19 protein-coding genes and 1 tRNA gene are annotated in these 17470 nt (G+C 71.4%); 11 read left to right on the top strand and 9 right to left on the bottom strand.

From position 1 onward, the window contains the following. The first annotated feature begins 11 nt into the window (after positions 1-11). Positions 12-143, top strand: a complete 132-nt coding sequence (locus tag ACFPZ3_RS07930) for a hypothetical protein (protein ID WP_379513304.1) — start codon at positions 12-14, stop codon at positions 141-143. Positions 144-239: 96 nt separating this feature from the next. Here ACFPZ3_RS07930 and ACFPZ3_RS07925 read toward each other — a convergent pair whose 3' ends face one another. Further along, entirely contained in the window at positions 240-1016 is a 777-nt protein-coding gene (locus tag ACFPZ3_RS07925) for an enoyl-CoA hydratase-related protein (protein ID WP_379513303.1), read from the bottom strand. 52 nt (positions 1017-1068) lie between these two features. On the opposite strand from ACFPZ3_RS07925, the gene ACFPZ3_RS07920 reads away from it, so the two are divergent. Then, positions 1069-1821: a tyrosine-protein phosphatase gene (locus ACFPZ3_RS07920; protein WP_379513302.1), complete on the top strand. Its 753-nt coding sequence runs from the start codon at positions 1069-1071 to the stop codon at positions 1819-1821. Here the strand turns inward: ACFPZ3_RS07920 and ACFPZ3_RS07915 are convergent. From ACFPZ3_RS07915 to ACFPZ3_RS07905, 3 genes are all read right to left on the bottom strand, one after another. Further along, complete coding sequence (locus ACFPZ3_RS07915) at positions 1741-2865, bottom strand: nitric oxide synthase oxygenase (protein WP_379513301.1); 1125 nt, start codon at positions 2863-2865, stop codon at positions 1741-1743. The genes ACFPZ3_RS07920 and ACFPZ3_RS07915 overlap by 81 nt on opposite strands. Before the next feature lie 147 nt (positions 2866-3012). Beyond that, positions 3013-3624 (bottom strand): response regulator transcription factor, encoded by a 612-nt coding sequence (locus ACFPZ3_RS07910; RefSeq protein ID WP_379513300.1) that lies wholly within the window; start codon positions 3622-3624, stop codon positions 3013-3015. After that, positions 3609-4760 carry a sensor histidine kinase gene (locus ACFPZ3_RS07905; RefSeq protein ID WP_379513299.1) on the bottom strand — a complete coding sequence of 384 codons (1152 nt, stop codon included), beginning with the start codon at positions 4758-4760 and terminating at the stop codon, positions 3609-3611. Before ACFPZ3_RS07905 ends, ACFPZ3_RS07910 begins: the two co-directional genes overlap by 16 nt. A 76-nt stretch (positions 4761-4836) precedes the next feature. Here ACFPZ3_RS07905 and ACFPZ3_RS07900 point away from each other — a divergent pair, with 76 nt between their 5' ends. Then, positions 4837-5052, top strand: a complete 216-nt coding sequence (locus ACFPZ3_RS07900; protein ID WP_379513298.1) for a hypothetical protein — start codon at positions 4837-4839, stop codon at positions 5050-5052. 112 nt (positions 5053-5164) lie between these two features. On the opposite strand, the gene ACFPZ3_RS07895 is transcribed toward ACFPZ3_RS07900, so the two are convergent. Next, positions 5165-5236: transfer RNA gene (locus ACFPZ3_RS07895), tRNA-Asn, on the bottom strand. A gap of 127 nt (positions 5237-5363) precedes the next feature. On the opposite strand from ACFPZ3_RS07895, the gene ACFPZ3_RS07890 reads away from it, so the two are divergent. Beyond that, positions 5364-5681: a YtxH domain-containing protein gene (locus ACFPZ3_RS07890; protein ID WP_379513297.1), complete on the top strand. Its 318-nt coding sequence runs from the start codon at positions 5364-5366 to the stop codon at positions 5679-5681. 95 nt (positions 5682-5776) lie between these two features. Here the strand turns inward: ACFPZ3_RS07890 and ACFPZ3_RS07885 are convergent, their stop codons facing one another. The 3 genes from ACFPZ3_RS07885 to ACFPZ3_RS07875 are packed head-to-tail and all read right to left on the bottom strand — an operon-like array spanning position 5777 to position 7712. Then, the gene (locus ACFPZ3_RS07885) at positions 5777-6250 is read right to left on the bottom strand and encodes a hypothetical protein (RefSeq protein ID WP_379513296.1); all 474 of its coding nucleotides are present in this window, start codon (positions 6248-6250) and stop codon (positions 5777-5779) included. After that, a complete protein-coding gene (locus ACFPZ3_RS07880; protein ID WP_379513295.1) occupies positions 6247-7521 on the bottom strand; it encodes an amylo-alpha-1,6-glucosidase in 1275 nt (424 codons plus the stop codon). Before ACFPZ3_RS07880 ends, ACFPZ3_RS07885 begins: the two co-directional genes overlap by 4 nt. Positions 7522-7553: 32 nt before the next feature. Further along, positions 7554-7712, bottom strand: a complete 159-nt coding sequence (locus tag ACFPZ3_RS07875) for a hypothetical protein (RefSeq protein WP_379513294.1) — start codon at positions 7710-7712, stop codon at positions 7554-7556. A 177-nt stretch (positions 7713-7889) separates the two neighbouring features. Between ACFPZ3_RS07875 and ACFPZ3_RS07870 the strand changes: the two genes are divergently transcribed. Genes ACFPZ3_RS07870 through ACFPZ3_RS07840 form a run of 7 tightly spaced genes read left to right on the top strand, consistent with a single transcriptional unit; the run spans position 7890 to position 16165 of the window. Further along, positions 7890-9056, top strand: a complete 1167-nt coding sequence (locus ACFPZ3_RS07870) for a coiled-coil domain-containing protein (protein ID WP_379513293.1) — start codon at positions 7890-7892, stop codon at positions 9054-9056. After that, positions 9053-11170, top strand: coding sequence for a tetratricopeptide repeat protein (locus ACFPZ3_RS07865; RefSeq protein WP_379513292.1), 2118 nt, complete (start codon positions 9053-9055; stop codon positions 11168-11170). The genes ACFPZ3_RS07870 and ACFPZ3_RS07865 overlap by 4 nt, the downstream gene beginning before the upstream one ends. A 59-nt stretch (positions 11171-11229) precedes the next feature. Next, positions 11230-12066, top strand: a complete 837-nt coding sequence (locus ACFPZ3_RS07860) for a PP2C family serine/threonine-protein phosphatase (protein WP_379513291.1) — start codon at positions 11230-11232, stop codon at positions 12064-12066. After that, positions 12059-13345 (top strand): vWA domain-containing protein, encoded by a 1287-nt coding sequence (locus ACFPZ3_RS07855; RefSeq protein ID WP_379513290.1) that lies wholly within the window; start codon positions 12059-12061, stop codon positions 13343-13345. The genes ACFPZ3_RS07860 and ACFPZ3_RS07855 overlap by 8 nt, the downstream gene beginning before the upstream one ends. Beyond that, positions 13345-13986: an FHA domain-containing protein gene (locus ACFPZ3_RS07850; protein WP_379513289.1), complete on the top strand. Its 642-nt coding sequence runs from the start codon at positions 13345-13347 to the stop codon at positions 13984-13986. Before ACFPZ3_RS07855 ends, ACFPZ3_RS07850 begins: the two co-directional genes overlap by 1 nt. Before the next feature lie 26 nt (positions 13987-14012). Beyond that, positions 14013-15362, top strand: a complete 1350-nt coding sequence (locus ACFPZ3_RS07845) for a hypothetical protein (protein ID WP_379513288.1) — start codon at positions 14013-14015, stop codon at positions 15360-15362. 5 nt (positions 15363-15367) lie between these two features. Next, entirely contained in the window at positions 15368-16165 is a 798-nt protein-coding gene (locus ACFPZ3_RS07840) for a transporter substrate-binding domain-containing protein (RefSeq protein WP_379513536.1), read from the top strand. 45 nt (positions 16166-16210) lie between these two features. Here the strand turns inward: ACFPZ3_RS07840 and rpoD are convergent, their stop codons facing one another. Then, positions 16211-17314, bottom strand: coding sequence for an RNA polymerase sigma factor RpoD (gene rpoD / locus ACFPZ3_RS07835; RefSeq protein WP_240779826.1), 1104 nt, complete (start codon positions 17312-17314; stop codon positions 16211-16213). Between the last annotated feature and the right edge of the window lie 156 nt (positions 17315-17470).

Here is a 17470-nt window from a genome sequence, read left to right as displayed (position 1 = left end):
TGATCACTCTGATGACCATGATCGAACAGTGGATTCTCGAAGACGAACGCGAACTCGAGGCGCGCTGCGCCCGGTTCAGGAGTGCCCAGCGGGCGCTGGACCGGGACGACGACGCCGGTGATGAGGCGGACCCCGCCGCGTGAGTGAGCCGGCCGGGCGCCGTACGAGGGTTCGAGTACGGCGTCCCCCGGCCACGCACCCCCCAGCACGGCGTCCCCCGGCCACGCACCCCCCAGAGGCTAGAGAGCCGGGAAGTCCGGCGGACGCCGCTCCAGGAAGCTGGCGACGCCCTCAGCGAAGTCCGGCCGCCCGAACGAGGCGATCATCTCCTGGGTGGCCGTCTTGGCCGACTCCTCCAGCGTGGCGTCCCAGTCGTGCCACACCTGCCGCTTGATCACCGCCATCGAGGCGGGCGAACTGTAGGCGGCCAGCTCCGCGGCGTACGCCTGCGCCTCCGCCAGCAGCCGCTCCCCGGGCACCGCCCGGTTGGCCAGCCCCAGCTCGTACGCCTCCCGCCCCGTGAACACCCGCCCCGACAGCAGGACGTCCATCGCCCGCTGCTGCCCCATGACACGCGGCAGCACCCAGGACAGCCCGTACTCGGCGATCAGCCCCCGCCGCGGGAAGGCCGTCGTCCACTTGGCCTCCTCGGCGGTGAACACGAGGTCGCAGACGAGCGCGTGCACCATGCCGAGCCCCGCGCAGGCCCCGTTGACGGCGGCGATGATCGGCTTGGCGATGGTCGTGGGGAAGGTGTTGGGCCGGGGGTCGGGCGCCCGGTCGTAGGAGCCGTTCTGGATGGCGTTGAGGGTCTTGAAGTCCGCCCCCGAGCAGAACCCCTTGCCCGCGCCCGTGACCACCACCGCCCGCACCCCGGGATCGCTCTCGGCCTCCACCAGCAGGTCGAAGTAGCGCCGTCCCATCGCGTCGGTCCAGGCATTGAGCGTGTCGGGCCGGTTGAAGGTCAGGGTGAGCACACCCTGGTCGCCGAGGGTCGAGATCACGAGTTCCGCCATGCCTCCAACAGAACCATGTTCTAGCCCGGGAAGGCAAGGATACGGTGGCCTCATGGAACGGGATCTGGCGTGGGAAGGCTGCCACAACGTACGCGACCTGGGTGGTCTGCCGGCCGCGAACGGGCGGCGCACCCGCTGGGGGGCGGTGGTGCGCGCCGACACGCCCGACCGGCTCACCCCGGCGGGCTGGGAGTCGGCGGCGGCCCACGGCGTACGCACGGTCCTGGACCTGCGCGCCCCCGGCGAGCACCGCGCCGAGCCCGGCCTGCGCCCGCCGGGCATGACCGTCGTCAACGTCCCGTTGAACGACCGCGACGGCGGGGCACGCGGAACACCTCTCTACCTGCGCTCCTACCTGGAGCGGCACCCCGACCGCTGCGCCCGCGCCCTGCGCGTCATCGCCCAGGCGCCGCCCGGCGGGGTGCTCGTGCACTGCGTGGCGGGCCGCGACCGTACGGGGCTGATCGCGCTCCTGCTGCTCTCCCTGGCCGGGGTCGCCCCAGTGCACGCCCTGGAGGACTACGAGCGCTCGGAGACCCGCCTGAGCCCCCTCTACGCCCTGCTGGGCCAGCCCGACGACGCCCTGCGCGTACGCGCCCGGCTGGAGGCGGCCGGCACCACCGCCTCCGAGGTCGTCCTGGCGCTGCTGGCGGACCTCGACGCCGAGGCCCGTCTGACGGCGGGCGGCCTGTCCCCGTCCGAGCTGGCCGCCCTCCGCGAGCGGCTAACGGTGGTGGACGAAGGCGGGAGTCAGGACGCGGGAGTCGTAGTAGCGATGGAAGACGGGAGTGGCGCTGCCCGATAACGGCGGCACGATCCACGACCAGTCCGCCGGGCAGACCCGCCCCGCCTTCTCCTCCCGCGACAGGTGGGTGAGGAAGCGGCGCGACTCCGTGTGGTGGTCGGTCATGGTGACCCCGGCCAGCTCGAACGAGTGCAGCACCGCCACGTTCAGCTCCACCAGCGCGTGGTCGCGCCACAGGGAGCGCTCTGTGGAGGTGTCCAGGCCGAGCCGCTCGGCCACCGGCGCGAGCTGGTCGTACCTGTCGCCGTCCGCCAGGTTGCGGGCGCCGATCTCGGTGCCCATGTACCAGCCGTTGAAGGGCGCGCAGGGGTAGCAGACCCCGCCGATCTCCAGGCACATGTCCGAGATGGCCGGTACGGCGTGCCAGCGCAGCCCCAGCTCCTCGAACCAGGGATAGTCGGGGTGCGCCAGCGGCACCTCCAGCACGGCGTCGCCCGGCAGGTTGCACAGGAGCGGGTCGCCGGACCCCGGCTGGATCACGACGGGCAGCACGTCGAACCGCCCGCCCCGGCCGCGCCACCCCAAGGCCCTGGCGGTCTCGGTGAGCGCGAGGTTGCGCGGGTCGCCCACGACGCCGTCGGGGGTGCGGTATCCGGCGTACCGGATGAGCTGGTCGTTCAGCACGCGGTGGCCGCGCCGGGCGGGCGTGTCGGGGGGCAGGACGGTGACGGTGGGCCTGATCTTCCCGTTGTTCGTGGCGTCGCGCAGGTGGGCCACGCATTCGAGAGCGACCCCCTCGGCCGTGCCCACCCGCCTGCGGTCGCGGACCTTCAGCGAGCGCCAGTAGAGCCGCCCGATGCACCGGTTGCTGTTGCGCCAGGCCACCCTGGCGCCGAACTCGAGCTCCTCGTAGGTGTGCGTGTAGGTCCCGTGGCGGGCCACGTCCCTCGAAACGTCGCGCAGGCGGGCGTACAGGCCTCCGGCCGACGGGTTCTCGGCGTGGAAGAGCCTGATGAAACGCTCCGCCTCGCGGAGGTCGGTGGTGCGTTCGCCCACCGGGTGGGCGGCGAGCACGTCAAAGGGATTCTTGATCCAGGTAGGCACGCGGCAATCAGCACTTCTCCGTCATCGGAGCGCCCCGCCGATTCCGGGTCGGCGGCACGTCCTGGTGGCGGCGCCCTCTCCTCGCCTCCGTCACGACTTCCCGCGGCTCACTCATCTTCCCCGCCGTGCCCCGCTTTGTCCCGCGAATCAGGTACGCCGCCGCACCAGCCCCAGGTCCATCGCCGCCAGCACGGCGGAGGTGCGGTCGGAGACGCCCAGCTTCCCGTACACCCGCAGCAGGTACGTCTTCACCGTCGCCTCCCCGATGAACAACCGCCGCCCGATCTCCGCGTTCGTCAGCCCCCCGGCGACCAGCTCCAGGACCTCCCGCTCACGCCCCGACAGCGCGGGCGCCGCCCGCCGCCCCCTCAGCCGCTCGGCGACCGAGGGCGCCAGCACGGTCTCGCCCCTGGCCGCCGCCCGCACGGCGTCGGCCAGGGCCGCGCGTGAGACGTCCTTCAGCAGGTATCCGGCCGCCCCCGCCGCCAGGGCCCGCAGGATCTCCCCGTCGTCCTCGTACGTGGTCAGCACGATCACCCGCTCCCCCGCCCCCAGCCGCGCGATGGCCTCCACTCCGTCGCCGCCCGGCATCCGCAGGTCCATGAGCACCACGTCGGGCCGCAGCCGGGGCACGACCGCCACCGCCTCGTCACCGGACCCCGCCTCGCCGGCCACCTCGATGTCCGGCTCGTGCTCCAGCATCCCGCGCAGCCCCTCGCGCACCACCGGGTGGTCGTCCACGATCAGCACCCTGAGCACGGCACCTCCACCGCGACCGTGGCGCCCCGCCCAGGCGCCCCGGTGACGCGGACGGTGCCGCCGAGCCGGGAGACCCGGTTCCGCATCGCGCGCAGGCCGTACCCCTCGGGAGCGGTCGCGGGGTCGAACCCGCGCCCGTCGTCGCTGATCGACAGCCGCACGGCCGAGCCGGGCACGTGCTCGAGCGCCAGCCGCGCCGAACCGGCCCCGGCGTGCTTGCGCACGTTGGCCAGCCCCTCCTGGGCGGCCCGCACCAGCACCTCCTCGGCGGCGGGCGCACAGCTCGGCGGCCCCGCCGCGACCACCTCGACCGGCAGCGCGAACCCCCTGGCCAGCCGCCGCAGCGCCTCCTCCAGCGAGGCGCCGTCGAGCGCGGGCGGGGCGAGCGCCGCGATGAGCGCGCGGGTCTCGGCCAGGTTCTCCTCGGCGGTGCGCACCGCCCGCTCCACGTACCGGTCGCCCGTGGCGTCGGCGGCGCGCAACAACATGATGATGCCGGTGAACCCCTGCGCCAGCGTGTCGTGGATGTCACCGGCCAGCCGCTCCCGCTCGGCGAGCATCCCGGCCTCCTTGCTGACCTCGGCCAGCTCCTCCCGCGTGCGGTCGAGCTCCTCGATCAGCCGGGCCCGCCCGGAGTTCTGCTGCTCGAGCCGCCCGATGAACACCCCGAGCAGCGAACTGGCCGACAACCCCAGCACGATCGCCACCGCGATCACCGCCGGATCCGACCCGAGCGTGGTCATGAGCTGGATCGTCGGCCCGATGAACAACGCCACCATCGCGGCCACGCCCCGGGCCGTGCGCATCGCCATGAACGCCATCGGGACCAGCGCCGACAGCGCGATTCCCGACTCCGGCGCCAGCAGGTCGGCCGGGGTGAACAGCACGATCATGACGGCGACGTGCCACCAGCCCTGCCTGACGGGCCCGACCGGGACGCGCACCGCCGCACGGCCCCACACCACGTAGGAGACGGCGATCAGGAGCAGCGGCACGACGGAGACGGGCGAGCTCCGGTCCACGACGATGACGGCCACGGTCGCGACGAGCACGATCGCGAAGTACGCGTCCCAGAACGGATAGGAACGCGACCACACGTTCTCCGCCCGAGCATCGACGGGGCTTGCGCCGCCCATGGCCCAGCATCCTACGGGGGACATGTCCACCGATCAGTGGATACCCGGCCACTCCCCGTCACGAGATCGTCAAGACATGAATCAGAAGCCCTACGTACGCGTGATGCTCGGCCTGACGATGCTCTTCGGCGTGGTGATGGCGGTGCTCTCCATCCTCGGGGGCGAGGGCATCGGCCTCGCCGCCACCATCGGCGGGATCCTGCTCGGCCTCGGCTGGGCGTTCACGGGCATGATGCGGGGCAAGCGCGACCGCGACCGCGACCGCCGTGGCGGCAGCGGTCACGCCACGTGAAATCCAGGAGCTTCCGCCTGTTCTGGAAGGGTGACCAGCCCGGGTGGTGGCTCCTGGAACGACTCAGCCCCCTTCCTTGATCAAGGAAGGGGGCCTGAGTGATGCTCCCAAGCTCCCGCGAGGGGATTCGAACCTCTAACCTGCCGGTTAACAGCCGGCTGCTCTGCCATTGAGCTACGCGGGATCGAACTGTCTGCCCACTTCGCCGGGGCCGCCTGGCCCCTTCGTCGCGCGCATGAATAGATTAGCGCACTCCGGGAGTGCGTGTCGCATCGCGAGCGGGGTAGGCCCGGAGACAGCGGAGGTGCAAAATGCGTTATCGGATGACATTCGCCGCTGGTCTGGCTGTCGGCTATGTGCTGGGCAGCCGGGCCGGACGCGAGCGGTACGAGCAGATCAAGCGAACGGCGCAGCGCGTCGCCGACAGCCCCCGGGTGCAGGAAGCGGCCGGGGTGATCGGGGCGCAGGCGTCGAGGTTCGCGGGGATGGCCAGAACGAGGGTGGGTGACACGCTGCAGCAGCGGATCCCGTTCCTCAACGGCCACGATCACAAGCCCGACACGGGCACAGGCTGGCCGGAGGAGGACACCGCCGACCAGAAGGCCCGCGAGAGCGGCATCCCCTACTGACAGCGAGCGGCATGGGCGTGGCCGGCCGCACCCCCCGCACGCCCATGCCGCACCGCGCACCGCTCCAAGGACGCCGTCCTCAGGGCGCCGCGGGCTCACACCCCCATGCTGCGCCGCACGCCCTCAAGGGCCTGTTCGGCCTGCGCGCGCAGGCCCGGGTCCTCCGGGTCGAGCCCCTCGTCGAACACGAACGTCCAGCCGAGCACCTCACCACCGGGCGGCCGCCGGGCCACCAGCCGCACCCCGCCCCTCCCGGGCAGGCCGACGTGCTTGTTCACCACGATCGTGGAGTTGACGCGCTCCCGCACGGTCTCGGGCAAGGTGCGCGGCTCGGTGATCCGCTCGGCGTGCCACGCGCCGTCAATGGTGAGCACGCGCAGCCCGTCCTCGTCCCACGAGGCCCGGTCGACGTTCTCGTACGGCACCCGTGTCCCGTCCGACAGGTGCAGAGCGAGGTTCGTGGCCACCACATACCGGTCGTCCACGCGGGCGTAGGTCAGCACCCGCTCCCCCCGCTCGAAGGTCAGCGACGCGCGCACGTCGGCGGGAAGGCGGTGGAAAAGGCTCATTCGACCACAGTATCGGCGAGCAGATCGAGGGTGAGCGCCGCGCTCCAGGAGAAGTCCCTGCAGCCGCGCCCGCTGCCGTCGAACGGGTCGAAGCACTCGCGGAAACCGGCCTGCCGTACCAGGCGCAGGGTGCCGTTGGTCAGCTGCTGGCCGAGCTGGTCGAGCGAGTGCACGGCGGCGGCCCTGCGCAGCAGCCAGTTGGTGTTCACCCAGGAGGGGCCGCGCCAGTAACGCGTACGGTCGAACTGGGCGGCGCGGATCTCGCAGCTCGGCACGGGATAGCCGGTGGCCCCCATGAACCTGGCCGACTCCAGCACCTCGATGGCGGCCCGCAGCCGGTCGGTGGGCAGCCCGGGGTCCAGCAGCGGCCCGAAGGAGCCGACCGTGCACACCCTGATCAGCCGGTCCTTGCGCAGGTCCCTGGCGTAGAAGCAGCCGTCCCACAGGCGGTCGAGCATGGCCTGCCTGAGGCGTTCTGCCTGCTCGGCGTGGGGCACGGGATCGACGCCCGCCAGCGGGGCCAGCTCGGCCATGGCCTGGCAGGAGGCCAGCCAGATCCCGTTGAACATGGGGTCCTCGATGGCGAACGGGTGCTCGTCACGCAGGTATTCGGGGCTGTAGCCGGAGTCGCGGTAGCGCATGGCGAGCCAGACGTAGCGGTCGTGGTCGCTGTCGGGGTGGCGTTCTTCCATCTCGACGTTGCGGTAGCCGTACCTGATCGTGGGGAGCGCGTCGAGCGCCTCGTCCCAGGCGGGGCTGTCGTCCATGCCCGACTCCCATGGATGCACGATCGCGGCCAGCCCGGCGCCGCCGAGGTCGCGGGCCGTGGCGAGGTAGTCGTGCTGGGCGGCCAGCGCCGGGTACGCCTTCCTGACGAACGCGGCGTCACCGGTGTGCCGGTAGAGCCACCACAGCGCCAGCGCGTGTAACGGCGGCGAGGTGAGACCGGAGGTGAGCACGTGCGGCGCGGCGGCGTTCTCCTGTGATCGCCACACGGAGGGACCCGGGAAGTACGCCTCCCGCGTGTGGAAGACGATGTGCGGCACCATCCCGGTCGCCCACTGCCCGCGCAGCAGGCTGAGCAGCTCGTCGCGGGCCCGGTCCGGCCGGTGCCTGGCCAGACCGATCACGACGAACGCGGAGTCCCAGCTCCATTGGTGCGGGTAGAGACCTGGCGCGGGCACGGTGCCGGTGCCCGTCCAGTTCGCCTCGAGCACGGCCAGTGCCTCGCGCCCGAGCGCGGCATCGTCTACAGCGGGCCGCGCTTCCATCACCCAACTATGACTGCGGATGGGCCAGGAAGCTATGTCCTCTTGAGCACCTTCGACAGGAACATGACGCCGAGCACCACGGCGCCGATGATGAGGCCCCACTTGAGCAGCGAGAGGGCGATGCCCACGAGGGGGCCGAGCAGCACGAGCGCGGCGATGACGGCCGCGACGATCAGAAGTATGCGTCCCATGTATGCAACGCTAAGAGATCGTTAAGCCATTTGCAGGCGAGAGAGGGTTGAATCAGGGACAAGTCAGGGGTGACCCCGAGCCAAAGGAACTTAACCCGTCGAAACCGCCGTTGAGGCGGTATAAACGGGGCATCGGGGGGCCTCTTCACGGGGAGCGTGATGAGCCTGGGACCACCAATGAGCAGGGAAGGCGCGGAGCACGCACTTCGCGCTCGCGCCGACGAGCGCGACCGTATCTCCGGCGACCTGCTCGATCTCGAATCCCACACCACCTACCAGCTGCTGAAAGGCGCCTCCTTACGCGGCGCGACCGAGCGGCGCTGGGCCGCGGCGCAGGAGTCGCTGGCCGGGCTGTGGGCGCTGAACGACGCCTATCGCGCCGTGCTGCGCGACGCCGAGCAGATCAGGGCCGCCCGGCCGAGGCTGGGCGCCGACCAGCTCGCCCAGCTCACCGACCTGCTGTCGGGCCCGTCCGTGGTGCTGCGCGCCGCCGCCAAGCCGGTCGAGCAGCGCTCGCTGTTCGCGCAGGCCGACGAACGGCTGACGCTCGACGAGACCATGACGCGCATGGACGCCGCCTTCCGCGAGGTCACGGGGACGCTCAACGACATCGACGCGGTCTGGAACTCCGTACTGCCCCGTCTCGACGACGCCGACGCCGACCTGCGCAAGATCAGGGAGGTGGAGCGCGAGCTGGGCGAGGCCGCCGACCTGGGCGCTCAGGAGGCGGAGCTGAAGCGGCTGCGCGCGACGACGGTCGAGGACCCGCTCGGGCCGTCCGTCGAGCAGGACCTCGACCGGCTGGCCCGCCTGCTGGCGGGCTCCCGCGCGGAGGCCGAGCTGGCGGTCACGGTCAAGGCCGACTACGGCAGGCGCCGCGAGGACCTGGTGGCCGCGCTGGACCTGGTACGCGGGGCAGAGAGCGAGGCCAGGCTGGCCCACGGCGCGGTCGTCGTCAAGATCGCCCTGCCGCCCCAGGCCCAGCCGCGCAGCCGGGTCGACGCGCTGAGCGCCGGCCTGGACGCCCTCGACGCCTCCGCCGACCCCTGGGTGCTGCGGGCCAAGCGCCTGTCGGCCCTGGAAGGCGACGTACGCAAGGCCGCCGAGCAGGCGCGGACCACCGCCAAGGCTCTTTACGGCCTGGTCGGCAGGCGTGACGAGCTGCGCGGCCGGCTCGGCGCCTGCCAGGTGATGGCGGTGCGCAAGGGCCTGGCCGAGCACCCGCCTGTCACCGAGCTGTACGAACGGGCGCGCGCGTTGTTGTGGAGCGCCCCCTGCGACCTGACGAGGGCGGCCACGGCCGTCGAGGACTACCAGCGCGCGATCCACGGAGGTACGCGATGACCCGATGCGCGCAGCCCGGCTGCACGGGCACGATCGAGGACGGCTACTGCGACTTCTGCGGCCACGCGGAGGTCTCTCCCCCGGTCCCCGCCTCGCAGCCCCTGGAGACTCAGCCGGTGAGCCGGTCGATGAGCTCCCCGTTGAGCAGCGGCAGGTCGCGGGCCGGGGTGCTGGCCACGATCGCCGACCTGCCGTCGGTGCCCTACCGCGACCCGGCCACCGCGGTGATGGCGAACCCCGAAGTGCCCGAGGAGAAGAGGTACTGCACCAACTCGGCGTGCGGCAAACCCGTGGGGCGCTCCCGCGACGGGCGGCCCGGGCTGACGGACGGGTTCTGCCCGCACTGCCGCGGCCAGTTCTCCTTCACCCCCAAGCTGGACAAGGACGACCTGGTCGCCGGCCAGTACCGGGTGCTGGGCTGCCTGGCGCACGGCGGCCTCGGCTGGATCTACCTGGCCTCCGACGAGAACCTCGACGGCCGCTGGGTGGTGCTCAAGGGCCTGCTCAACTCCATGGACCCCGAGGCGCTGGAGTCGGCGGAGGCCGAGCGGAAGTTCCTGACCACGGTCGACCATCCGAGCATCGTCAAGATCTTCAACTTCCAGCGCTCGGCCGGCCACGGCTACATCGTCATGGAGTACGTGGGCGGCCAGTCGCTGCACGAGCTGCGCCGCCAGGGCCCGCTGCCGCTGCGCGAGGCCCTCGTCTACGGCAGGGAGATCCTCCAGGCGTTCGGCTACCTGCACGAGAACGGCATGGTCTACTGCGACCTCAAGCCGGCCAACGTGATCAGGGTCGGCAAGCGGCTCAAGCTCATCGACCTGGGCGCGGTGCAGCCGTTCGGCTCGCCGGTGGGCTCGTCGTGGGTCACGGTCGGCTACCACGCCCCCGAGCTGAACACCCGGTCGTCCTCGGTGGCCTCCGACCTCTACACCGTGGCCAGGACGCTGGCGGTGCTGGCGATCCGCGGGTTCAGCCCGGCCTCAGGCGGGGTGCCCAACCCGCTGCCGGAGGACTGCGGGCACCCGTCGTTCACCCGGCTGCTGCGCAAGGCGACCGCGCCCGATCCCGCCGACAGGTTCCAGAGCGCGTGGGAGATGGAGGAGCAGCTCGTCGGCGTGCTCCGGGAGGTCAGCGCGCTGGAGGACGGGGTTCCCTACCCGGCGATCTCGACCTTGTTCGGGCCGGAGCGCACGGCGGTCGGGACGGCGCTGTCGCGGGAGGGCGGCCGGGTGTTCGAGCCGCTCGACCCGGTCGCGGTCGCGGCCGCGCTGCCGGTGCCGCTGGTGGACCCGGCCGACCCGGCGGCGGGCGCGCTGGCGGGGCTGGTCGGGCGCGACGGCAGGCAGCTCATCGACCAGCTCGCCGCGCTGCCGCAGCAGACCCCCGAGACGAAGCTCATGCGGGCCAGGCTGCTGGCCGAGTCGAGCGCGGCCGAGACCACGATCGCGCTGAACGAGCTCGACAGGGAGCTGCCGCGCGACTGGCGGGTCACCTGGTACCGCGGGGTGCTCGCGCTGACCACCGGCCAGGCGGACCAGGCGGTGGCGCGGTTCGACGCGTGCCTGTCGCTGCTGCCCGGCGAGCCGGCGCCCAAGCTGGCGCTGGCGTTCGCGCTGGAGTGCGCGGGCAAACCGGCGATCTCCTGGTACGACGTGGTCTGGCGCACCGACCACACCTACGTCAGCGCGGCGTTCGGCCTGGCCAGGCAGGGCCGGATGGGCGTGCTGGACGAGGTGCCCGCCACATCGGTCTACCGGGTGGCGGCGCAGGTGGCGCTGGCCGCCTCGGTGGTGCGGCGCCCCGACCTGACCACGTTGCAGCCGGCCGAGCTGGTGGGCGCGGCCGAGCGGGTGGCCGACCAGACCGACCTCGACCCGCGCCGCCGCGACCTGCTCACCGCCGAGGTGCTGGACGGGGCGCTGACCTGGCTGGAGAGCAACCCGTCGCCGAAGGCGAACCTGCGACTGGCCGACGCGCCGTTCACCGAGCCCGGGCTGCGTAAACGGCTGGAGTCCATCTACCGCAGGCTGGCGGTCGCGGCGGAGTCGCGCCAGGAACGCCATGCCCTGATCGACCAGGCGAACGCCGTAAGACCGAGGACGTGGCTGTGATGGATCCCCAGCGGAGCGAGGACACGCCTGCCGCCCCTCCGAGCACAGGGATCTGTCCCGTGTGTGAGTCGCCGGTGGTGGCCGGCGACACCTACTGCGAGGCGTGCGGCCACACTCTGGGCGCCCCGGCCTGCGCCTCCTGCGGCGCGGCGGCCGTCGACGCCGCCGGTTACTGCGAGCGCTGCGGCCTGCGCCAGCCCACCGGCAGGGACCACGCCGAGATCGTGCTCGACGGCGGCCCCCATCGAGCGGGCGCCGCGGCGGTGACCGACAGGGGCCTGCGGCGCAGCCGCAACGAGGACGCCATGGCGCTGGTCGAGGCGGGCGGGTCGATCGTGACCGTGGTGTGCGACGGCGTGGGCAGCTCGCCCAGGGCCGACGAGGCGTCCGCGGTGGCCGTGGAGACCGCGGCGGCCGCGCTGGCCAGGGGCCTGCCGCAGGTGGAGGCGTTCGAGCTGGCGGCCAGGGCCGTGGCCAAGCTGGCGACCTCGGTGAACGACGCGCCCGCCAGCACCTACGTCTCCGCCGTCGTCGCGCCAGGGGGCGAGATCACGCTCGGCTGGGCCGGCGACACGCGGGCGTACCTGCTCCCCGGCGGCACGCTGCTGACCGAGGACGACGCGGTGGAGACCGGCGAGATCACCGCGTGGCTCGGCGCCGACGCCGGCGACGTGGACCTCCACGTACGCACCCTCACCCCCGGCAGGCCTCCTGGCGACCGCGACATGCTGCTCGTCTGCAGTGACGGCCTGTGGCGCTACCTGGACGGCTACGCCTTCCCCACCGCGGGGACCCCCATCGAGATGGCCCGCGAGATGTTGCGCCACGCGCTGGACTCCGGCGGCCAGGACAACGTGACGATCGCCTTGATCCCCCTAGGAGAAGCACATGGGTGACCAGCCCGCTTTCACGCTGAACATCGACCAGAACAAGTACCTCCCCCTTGACGGCCGCGACGTGCACGCCATCCTCACCATCGGCTCGACCGGCGGCGAGACCGTGCGGGCCGCTCCGGCGGAGGCGGCCGAGGTGATCATCATTGACACGTCGGGGTCGATGAGCGGCAGCAAGATCCGTGAGGCCAGGCAGGCGGCGGCGACCGCCGTGCGGACCCTGCGCGACGGCGTCTACTTCGCGGTGATCTCCGGTACGGAGTCGGCCAGGGTCATCTTTCCCGGCGGCAACGCCACCCTGGTCAAGGCGAGCCCGGCCACCAGGGCCGAGGCGGAGCGGGCGATCAGCCGGTTGAGCGCGCACGGCGGCACCGCGATGGGCGAGTGGCTCAAGCTGGCGGGCCACCTGCTGACCGCGCACCCCTCGGCGATCAGGCACGCGCTGCTGATGACCGACGGGCAGAACAACGAGCGGCCCGAGGTGTTCGCCTCCGTGCTGGCGGGCTGGAGCGGCAAGTTCGTGGCCGACTGCCTGGGCGTCGGCGACGACTGGGTGCCCGCCGAGCTGCGCAAGGTGGCCGAGGCGATGCTGGGCACGTTCGACTTCGTGCGCAACCAGGGCGATCTGCCGGAGTTCTTCCGCAGGCTCACGCAGACGTCGATGAGCAAGACCGTGGCGGAGCTGTCGTTGCGGGTGTGGGTGCCGCAGACGGCGCGGCTGAAGTTCGTCAAGCAGGTCTCCCCCACGCTGCTCGACCTGACCGGCAAGCGCACCGACGTCAACCCGCTGACCGGCGACTACCCGACCGGGTCGTGGGGCACGGAGGATCGCGAGTACCACATCTGCGTCGAGGTGCCGCCGGGCCAGATCGGGCAGGAGATCAGGGCCGGCTGGGTCAAGCTCGTCCGCCCCGACACGCAGGAGACCGTGGCCAGCGGCAACGTGCTGGCGCAGTGGACCGACGACCTGGCGCAGTCCACCCGCATCAACCGCAAGGTCGCCCACTACACCGGCCAGGCCGAGTTGCACGAACTGATCCAGGACGGGCTCAGCGCCCGCGCCATGGGCGACATCGACACCGCCACGGCCCGCCTGGCCAAGGCCGCGCGGATCGCCACCGAGTCCGGCAGGGAGGACACCGCGCGGCTCCTGGAGAAGGTGGTGGAGGTGGATCCGGCCACCGGCACGGCCCGGCTGCGCAGGAACGTGGAGAAGGCCGACGAGATCGAGCTCGACACCGGCTCCGTGCGTACGAGCCGGTTGCGCAAGGAAGGAAGCTGATGGCGACCTGCCCACAGGGGCACCCGTCGGGCGCCGACGACTACTGCGACATCTGCGGCACCCAGATCGCCGGGGCGCCCCAGCCTCCGGCCTCCCAGTCCCAGCCTCAGCCGCCCGCTGCGTCGGCCGCCGAGCCGTGCCCGGTCTGCCAGACGCCGCGGGCCGGGCAGTTCTGCGAGGTGTGCGGCCACGACTACACCGGCAGCGGCGGCCCCGTCCAGTACCCGGTGACGGGGGCTCGCTGGGAGGCGGTCACCGCGGCCGACCGCACGTACTACGAGAAGGTCATCGCCGAGGGCGGTCCCGACGCCGCCACGATGGCGTTCCCGCCGTACTGCCCCGAGCGCTCCTTCGCCCTGCACGGCGAGCAGGTACGCATCGGCCGCCGCAGCCGCGCCAGGAACCTCGACCCCGAGATCGACCTGACGGGCCCGCCGGAGGACCCGGGCGTCTCGCACCTGCACGCCGTGCTGCTGGCCCAGCCGGACGGCACCTGGATGCTGGTGGACCCGGGCTCGGCCAACGGCACCCAGGTGAACGGCAAGACCGTCAAGATCAACGTGCCGGTCGGTGTCGGCCCCGGCGACCGCATCCACCTGGGCGCGTGGACCGTGATCACCCTCAGGGAAGGCACGCCGTGACCGCGGTGCGGACGCGAGGCGCCCCCTTGCCGGTCCCGAGCGCCCCCCTGCCGGTACGCCGGAGCGTGCCCGGCAGGATCCGGGTCATCTCCGGCATCACGGTCGCCTCGCTGGCTCTGCTCTTCGTGGCACTCGCGGTCGGCAGTGCGAGTGCCCGCGACGGGCTGCGGATCATCGGCCGCGACGCCGGCCCGCAGGTCGTCGCCACCGCCGGGCTCTACCTGGCGCTGAGCGACATGGACGCGCAGGTGGCCAACGTGCTCGTGATGGGCCAGGGCTATCCCCAGCAGCGTCAGGAGGCGCTCGCCCGCTACGAGGAGCAGCGGGCCGGGGCCAACAGGACGTTGCTGCAGGCGTTCGAGCTGTCGGGTGACAACGCGGCCGAGCGCAGGACCGTGCAGTCGGTGCTCGACGGGCTCGGCAAGTACGAGCGGCTGACCGGGCAGGCGCTGCTGCTGGACGAGCGGTCCAAGCACGCCGCCGGGCCGCCGCCGGACGAGGTGGTGCGGACCTACCGCCAGGCGACCGACCTGATGCGGCTCGTGCTGCTGCCGCAGGCGTACAACCTCACCCTGGAGAGCGGCACGATCGTGCGCCGCACCTACGACGACAAGGCCGTCATCGTGCCGCTGCTGCGGATCGCGGTGGTATTGGCCGGGCTGATCGCGCTGGGCTGCCTCATCTGGTTGCAGGTGTTCCTGGCGCGGCGCTTCCGCCGGGTGTTCGGCCCCGCGCTGCTGGTCGCCACGGCGACTACCGCGGTGGCGCTGGCCTTCGGGGCGAGCGTGCTCGCCCAGGACGAGGACGCCCTGCGCACGGCCAAGGCGGCCGGGTTCGACTCGGTGCTGACGCTGGCCAAGACGCGGGCGATCAGCAACAGCCTCCAGGGCGACCAGAGCCGCTATCTGCTGGACAAGGAGCGGGCCGACACCTACGAGCACACCTACCTGGACAAGTCGCTGTCGGTCCTCTACTACGACGCGGGCAATCTGAGCACCTATCACAGCGCGGTGGCCGGAGGCTCGAAGGACTTCCTCGGCATGCTGGGGCCGGAGCTCGTCGGCAAGAAGGGCGAGGAGGTGCTCAAGGAGTACCGGTCCTTCCAGGCCGCCGACGCCGCCTTCCGCCGGCTCGTCGCGGACGGCCAGACCAACGAGGCGGTCGCCGAGCGGCTCGATCCGGTCATGACGGCGTTCGGCTCGTACGACCGGGCGCTGATGGCGCTGGCGAAAACGCATCAGGACGTGTTCAAGCGCGCGATCGACACCGGCGAGGGCGCGCTGGACACCCTGTGGCGGCTGCTCCCGTACGTCATCGGCGCGATCGGGCTGCTGGTGATCGCCGGGGTGTGGCCACGACTCAAGGAGTACCGGTGAAGCGCATGCTGGCGGTGGTGCTGGTCCTGGCCGCGGTGGCGGTCGCGGGCTGCGGGATGGGCGGCGAGGAGTCGATCCTGGACAAGGACCGGCTCGTCATCGGGGTCCGCTCCGACCTGCCCTCGGTCGGGTTCCGCACGTCCAAGGGCACCTACGAGGGCTTCGACGTGGACGTGGCCCGCTACGTCGCCACGAAGCTGGGCAAGGACTTCTCCTTCCTGGGCGTGCTGGCCGCCGACCGGGAGAAGGTGCTCATGGACGGGCGGGCCGACCTGGTGGTGGCCACGTTCACGATCGATCAGGACCGTAAGAAGCGGGTGTTGTTCGCGGGGCCGTACCACATCTCCTACCAGGACATCCTGACCCGGCCCGGCGAGACGATCGCGAACGTGCGCGACCTCAAGGGGCGCACGATCTGCGAGGTCCAGGGCTCGAACGCGGCCCAGCGGGTCGTGGAGGAGCGCGGGGTGGCGGCGCGGGTCGTGCCGTTCCCCGACTACAAGGCGTGCCTGGCCGCGCTGAAGAGCAGTCAGGTGGACGCGGTCACCACCAACGACGTCATCCTCGCGGGGCTCGCCGCCCAGGACGGGTCGGGGCTGCGGCTGGCCAACGCGCAGTTCAACGAGCAGCGCAGCGGGATCGGCCTGGCCAAGGGCGACGTGCCCGGATGCGAGGCGGTGAACCGGGCGATCACCGACATGTACCAGGACGGGACCGCGAGCACGCTCCTGCACAAGTGGTTCGAGAAGTCGGGGCTGAGCCTCCGCACGATCGCGGTGCCCCAGTTCGAGGGCTGTTCGTAGTCATGTGAAAGGGGACGGCTCAGGGCCGTCCCCTCTCACACTCCGTCAGTCCAGATAGTCGCGCAACATCTGCGCCCGCGTCGGGTGGCGGAGCTTGGCCAGCGTCTTCGACTCGATCTGGCGGATGCGCTCCCGCGTGACGCCGAACTCCCTGCCCACCTCCTCCAGCGTGCGCGGATGCCCGTCGGCCAGGCCGAATCGGAGCTGGATGATGCGCTGCTCGCGGTCGGACAGCGTGGCCAGGATGTCGTCGAGCTGATCCTGCAGCATGATGAAGGCCGCGGCCTCCATGGGCACGACAGCGTCGGCGTCCTCGATGAAGTCTCCGAGGTCGGAGTCCTCCTCACCGATCGGCGACTGCAACGACACGGGCTCCTGGGCGATGCGCTGGATCTCCACCACGCGATCGACAGGGAGGTCCATCTCCTTGGCGATCTCCTCGGGAATCGGCTCGCGGCCGAGGTCCTGGTGGAGCTGGCGCTGCACTCTGACGAGCTTGTTGATGGTCTCCACCATGTGCACCGGGATGCGGATGGTCCGCGCCTGGTCGGCGATGGCCCGGGTGATCGCCTGTCTGATCCACCAGGTGGCGTAGGTGGAGAACTTGTAGCCCTTGGTGTAGTCGAACTTCTCGACGGCCCGGATGAGCCCGAGATTGCCCTCCTGGATCAGGTCCAGGAACAACATGCCGCGGCCCACGTATCGCTTGGCGATCGACACCACGAGCCTGAGGTTGGCTTCGATGAGCCGCTGTTTGGCCCTGGTGCCCTGCCAGACGAGCTCCCTGAACTCCGGGAAGGCCAGACGCGAGACTCCGTTGGCCAGCTTGTCCTCGGCGAACAGGCCGGCTTCGATCGACTTGGCGAGCTCTACCTCCTCCTCAGCGGTCAGCAGTGGCACACGGCCGATCTCCCGCAGGTAAATACGGACTAGATCACTGGTCGGCGCCCGCTTGCCTACGTCTTCCTCATCTGCGCGGGTGGTCTCCTCGTCGCCCTGTGGCTCGAGGACCTCCACACCATTCTCAGCGAGCATCCGCACGACGCGTTCCAGCGCGTCGGACGGCAACTCGGATCGGTCAAGCGCGGCTGCGACGTCATCGACGGTTACGCTTCCGCGCTCCCTTCCCTTCGCGACGAGGTCCGCCACCTGATCTACCGATGGCGGCCTGCTTGGCAGCACCGATGCACCCACGGGAGACAGTCTGCAGTATTGGTTCCATCAAATGGCAGACCCATTTTTGTCACGGAAGGTAAGACGATCGTCCTTACCGAATTGAGATCGCTATAAGGTTTAGCCGTAGAT

Source organism: Nonomuraea insulae (genome assembly GCF_042656245.1).
Note: the sequence above shows the minus strand (reverse complement) of the source record. Positions and strands in the feature narration are given on the sequence as shown.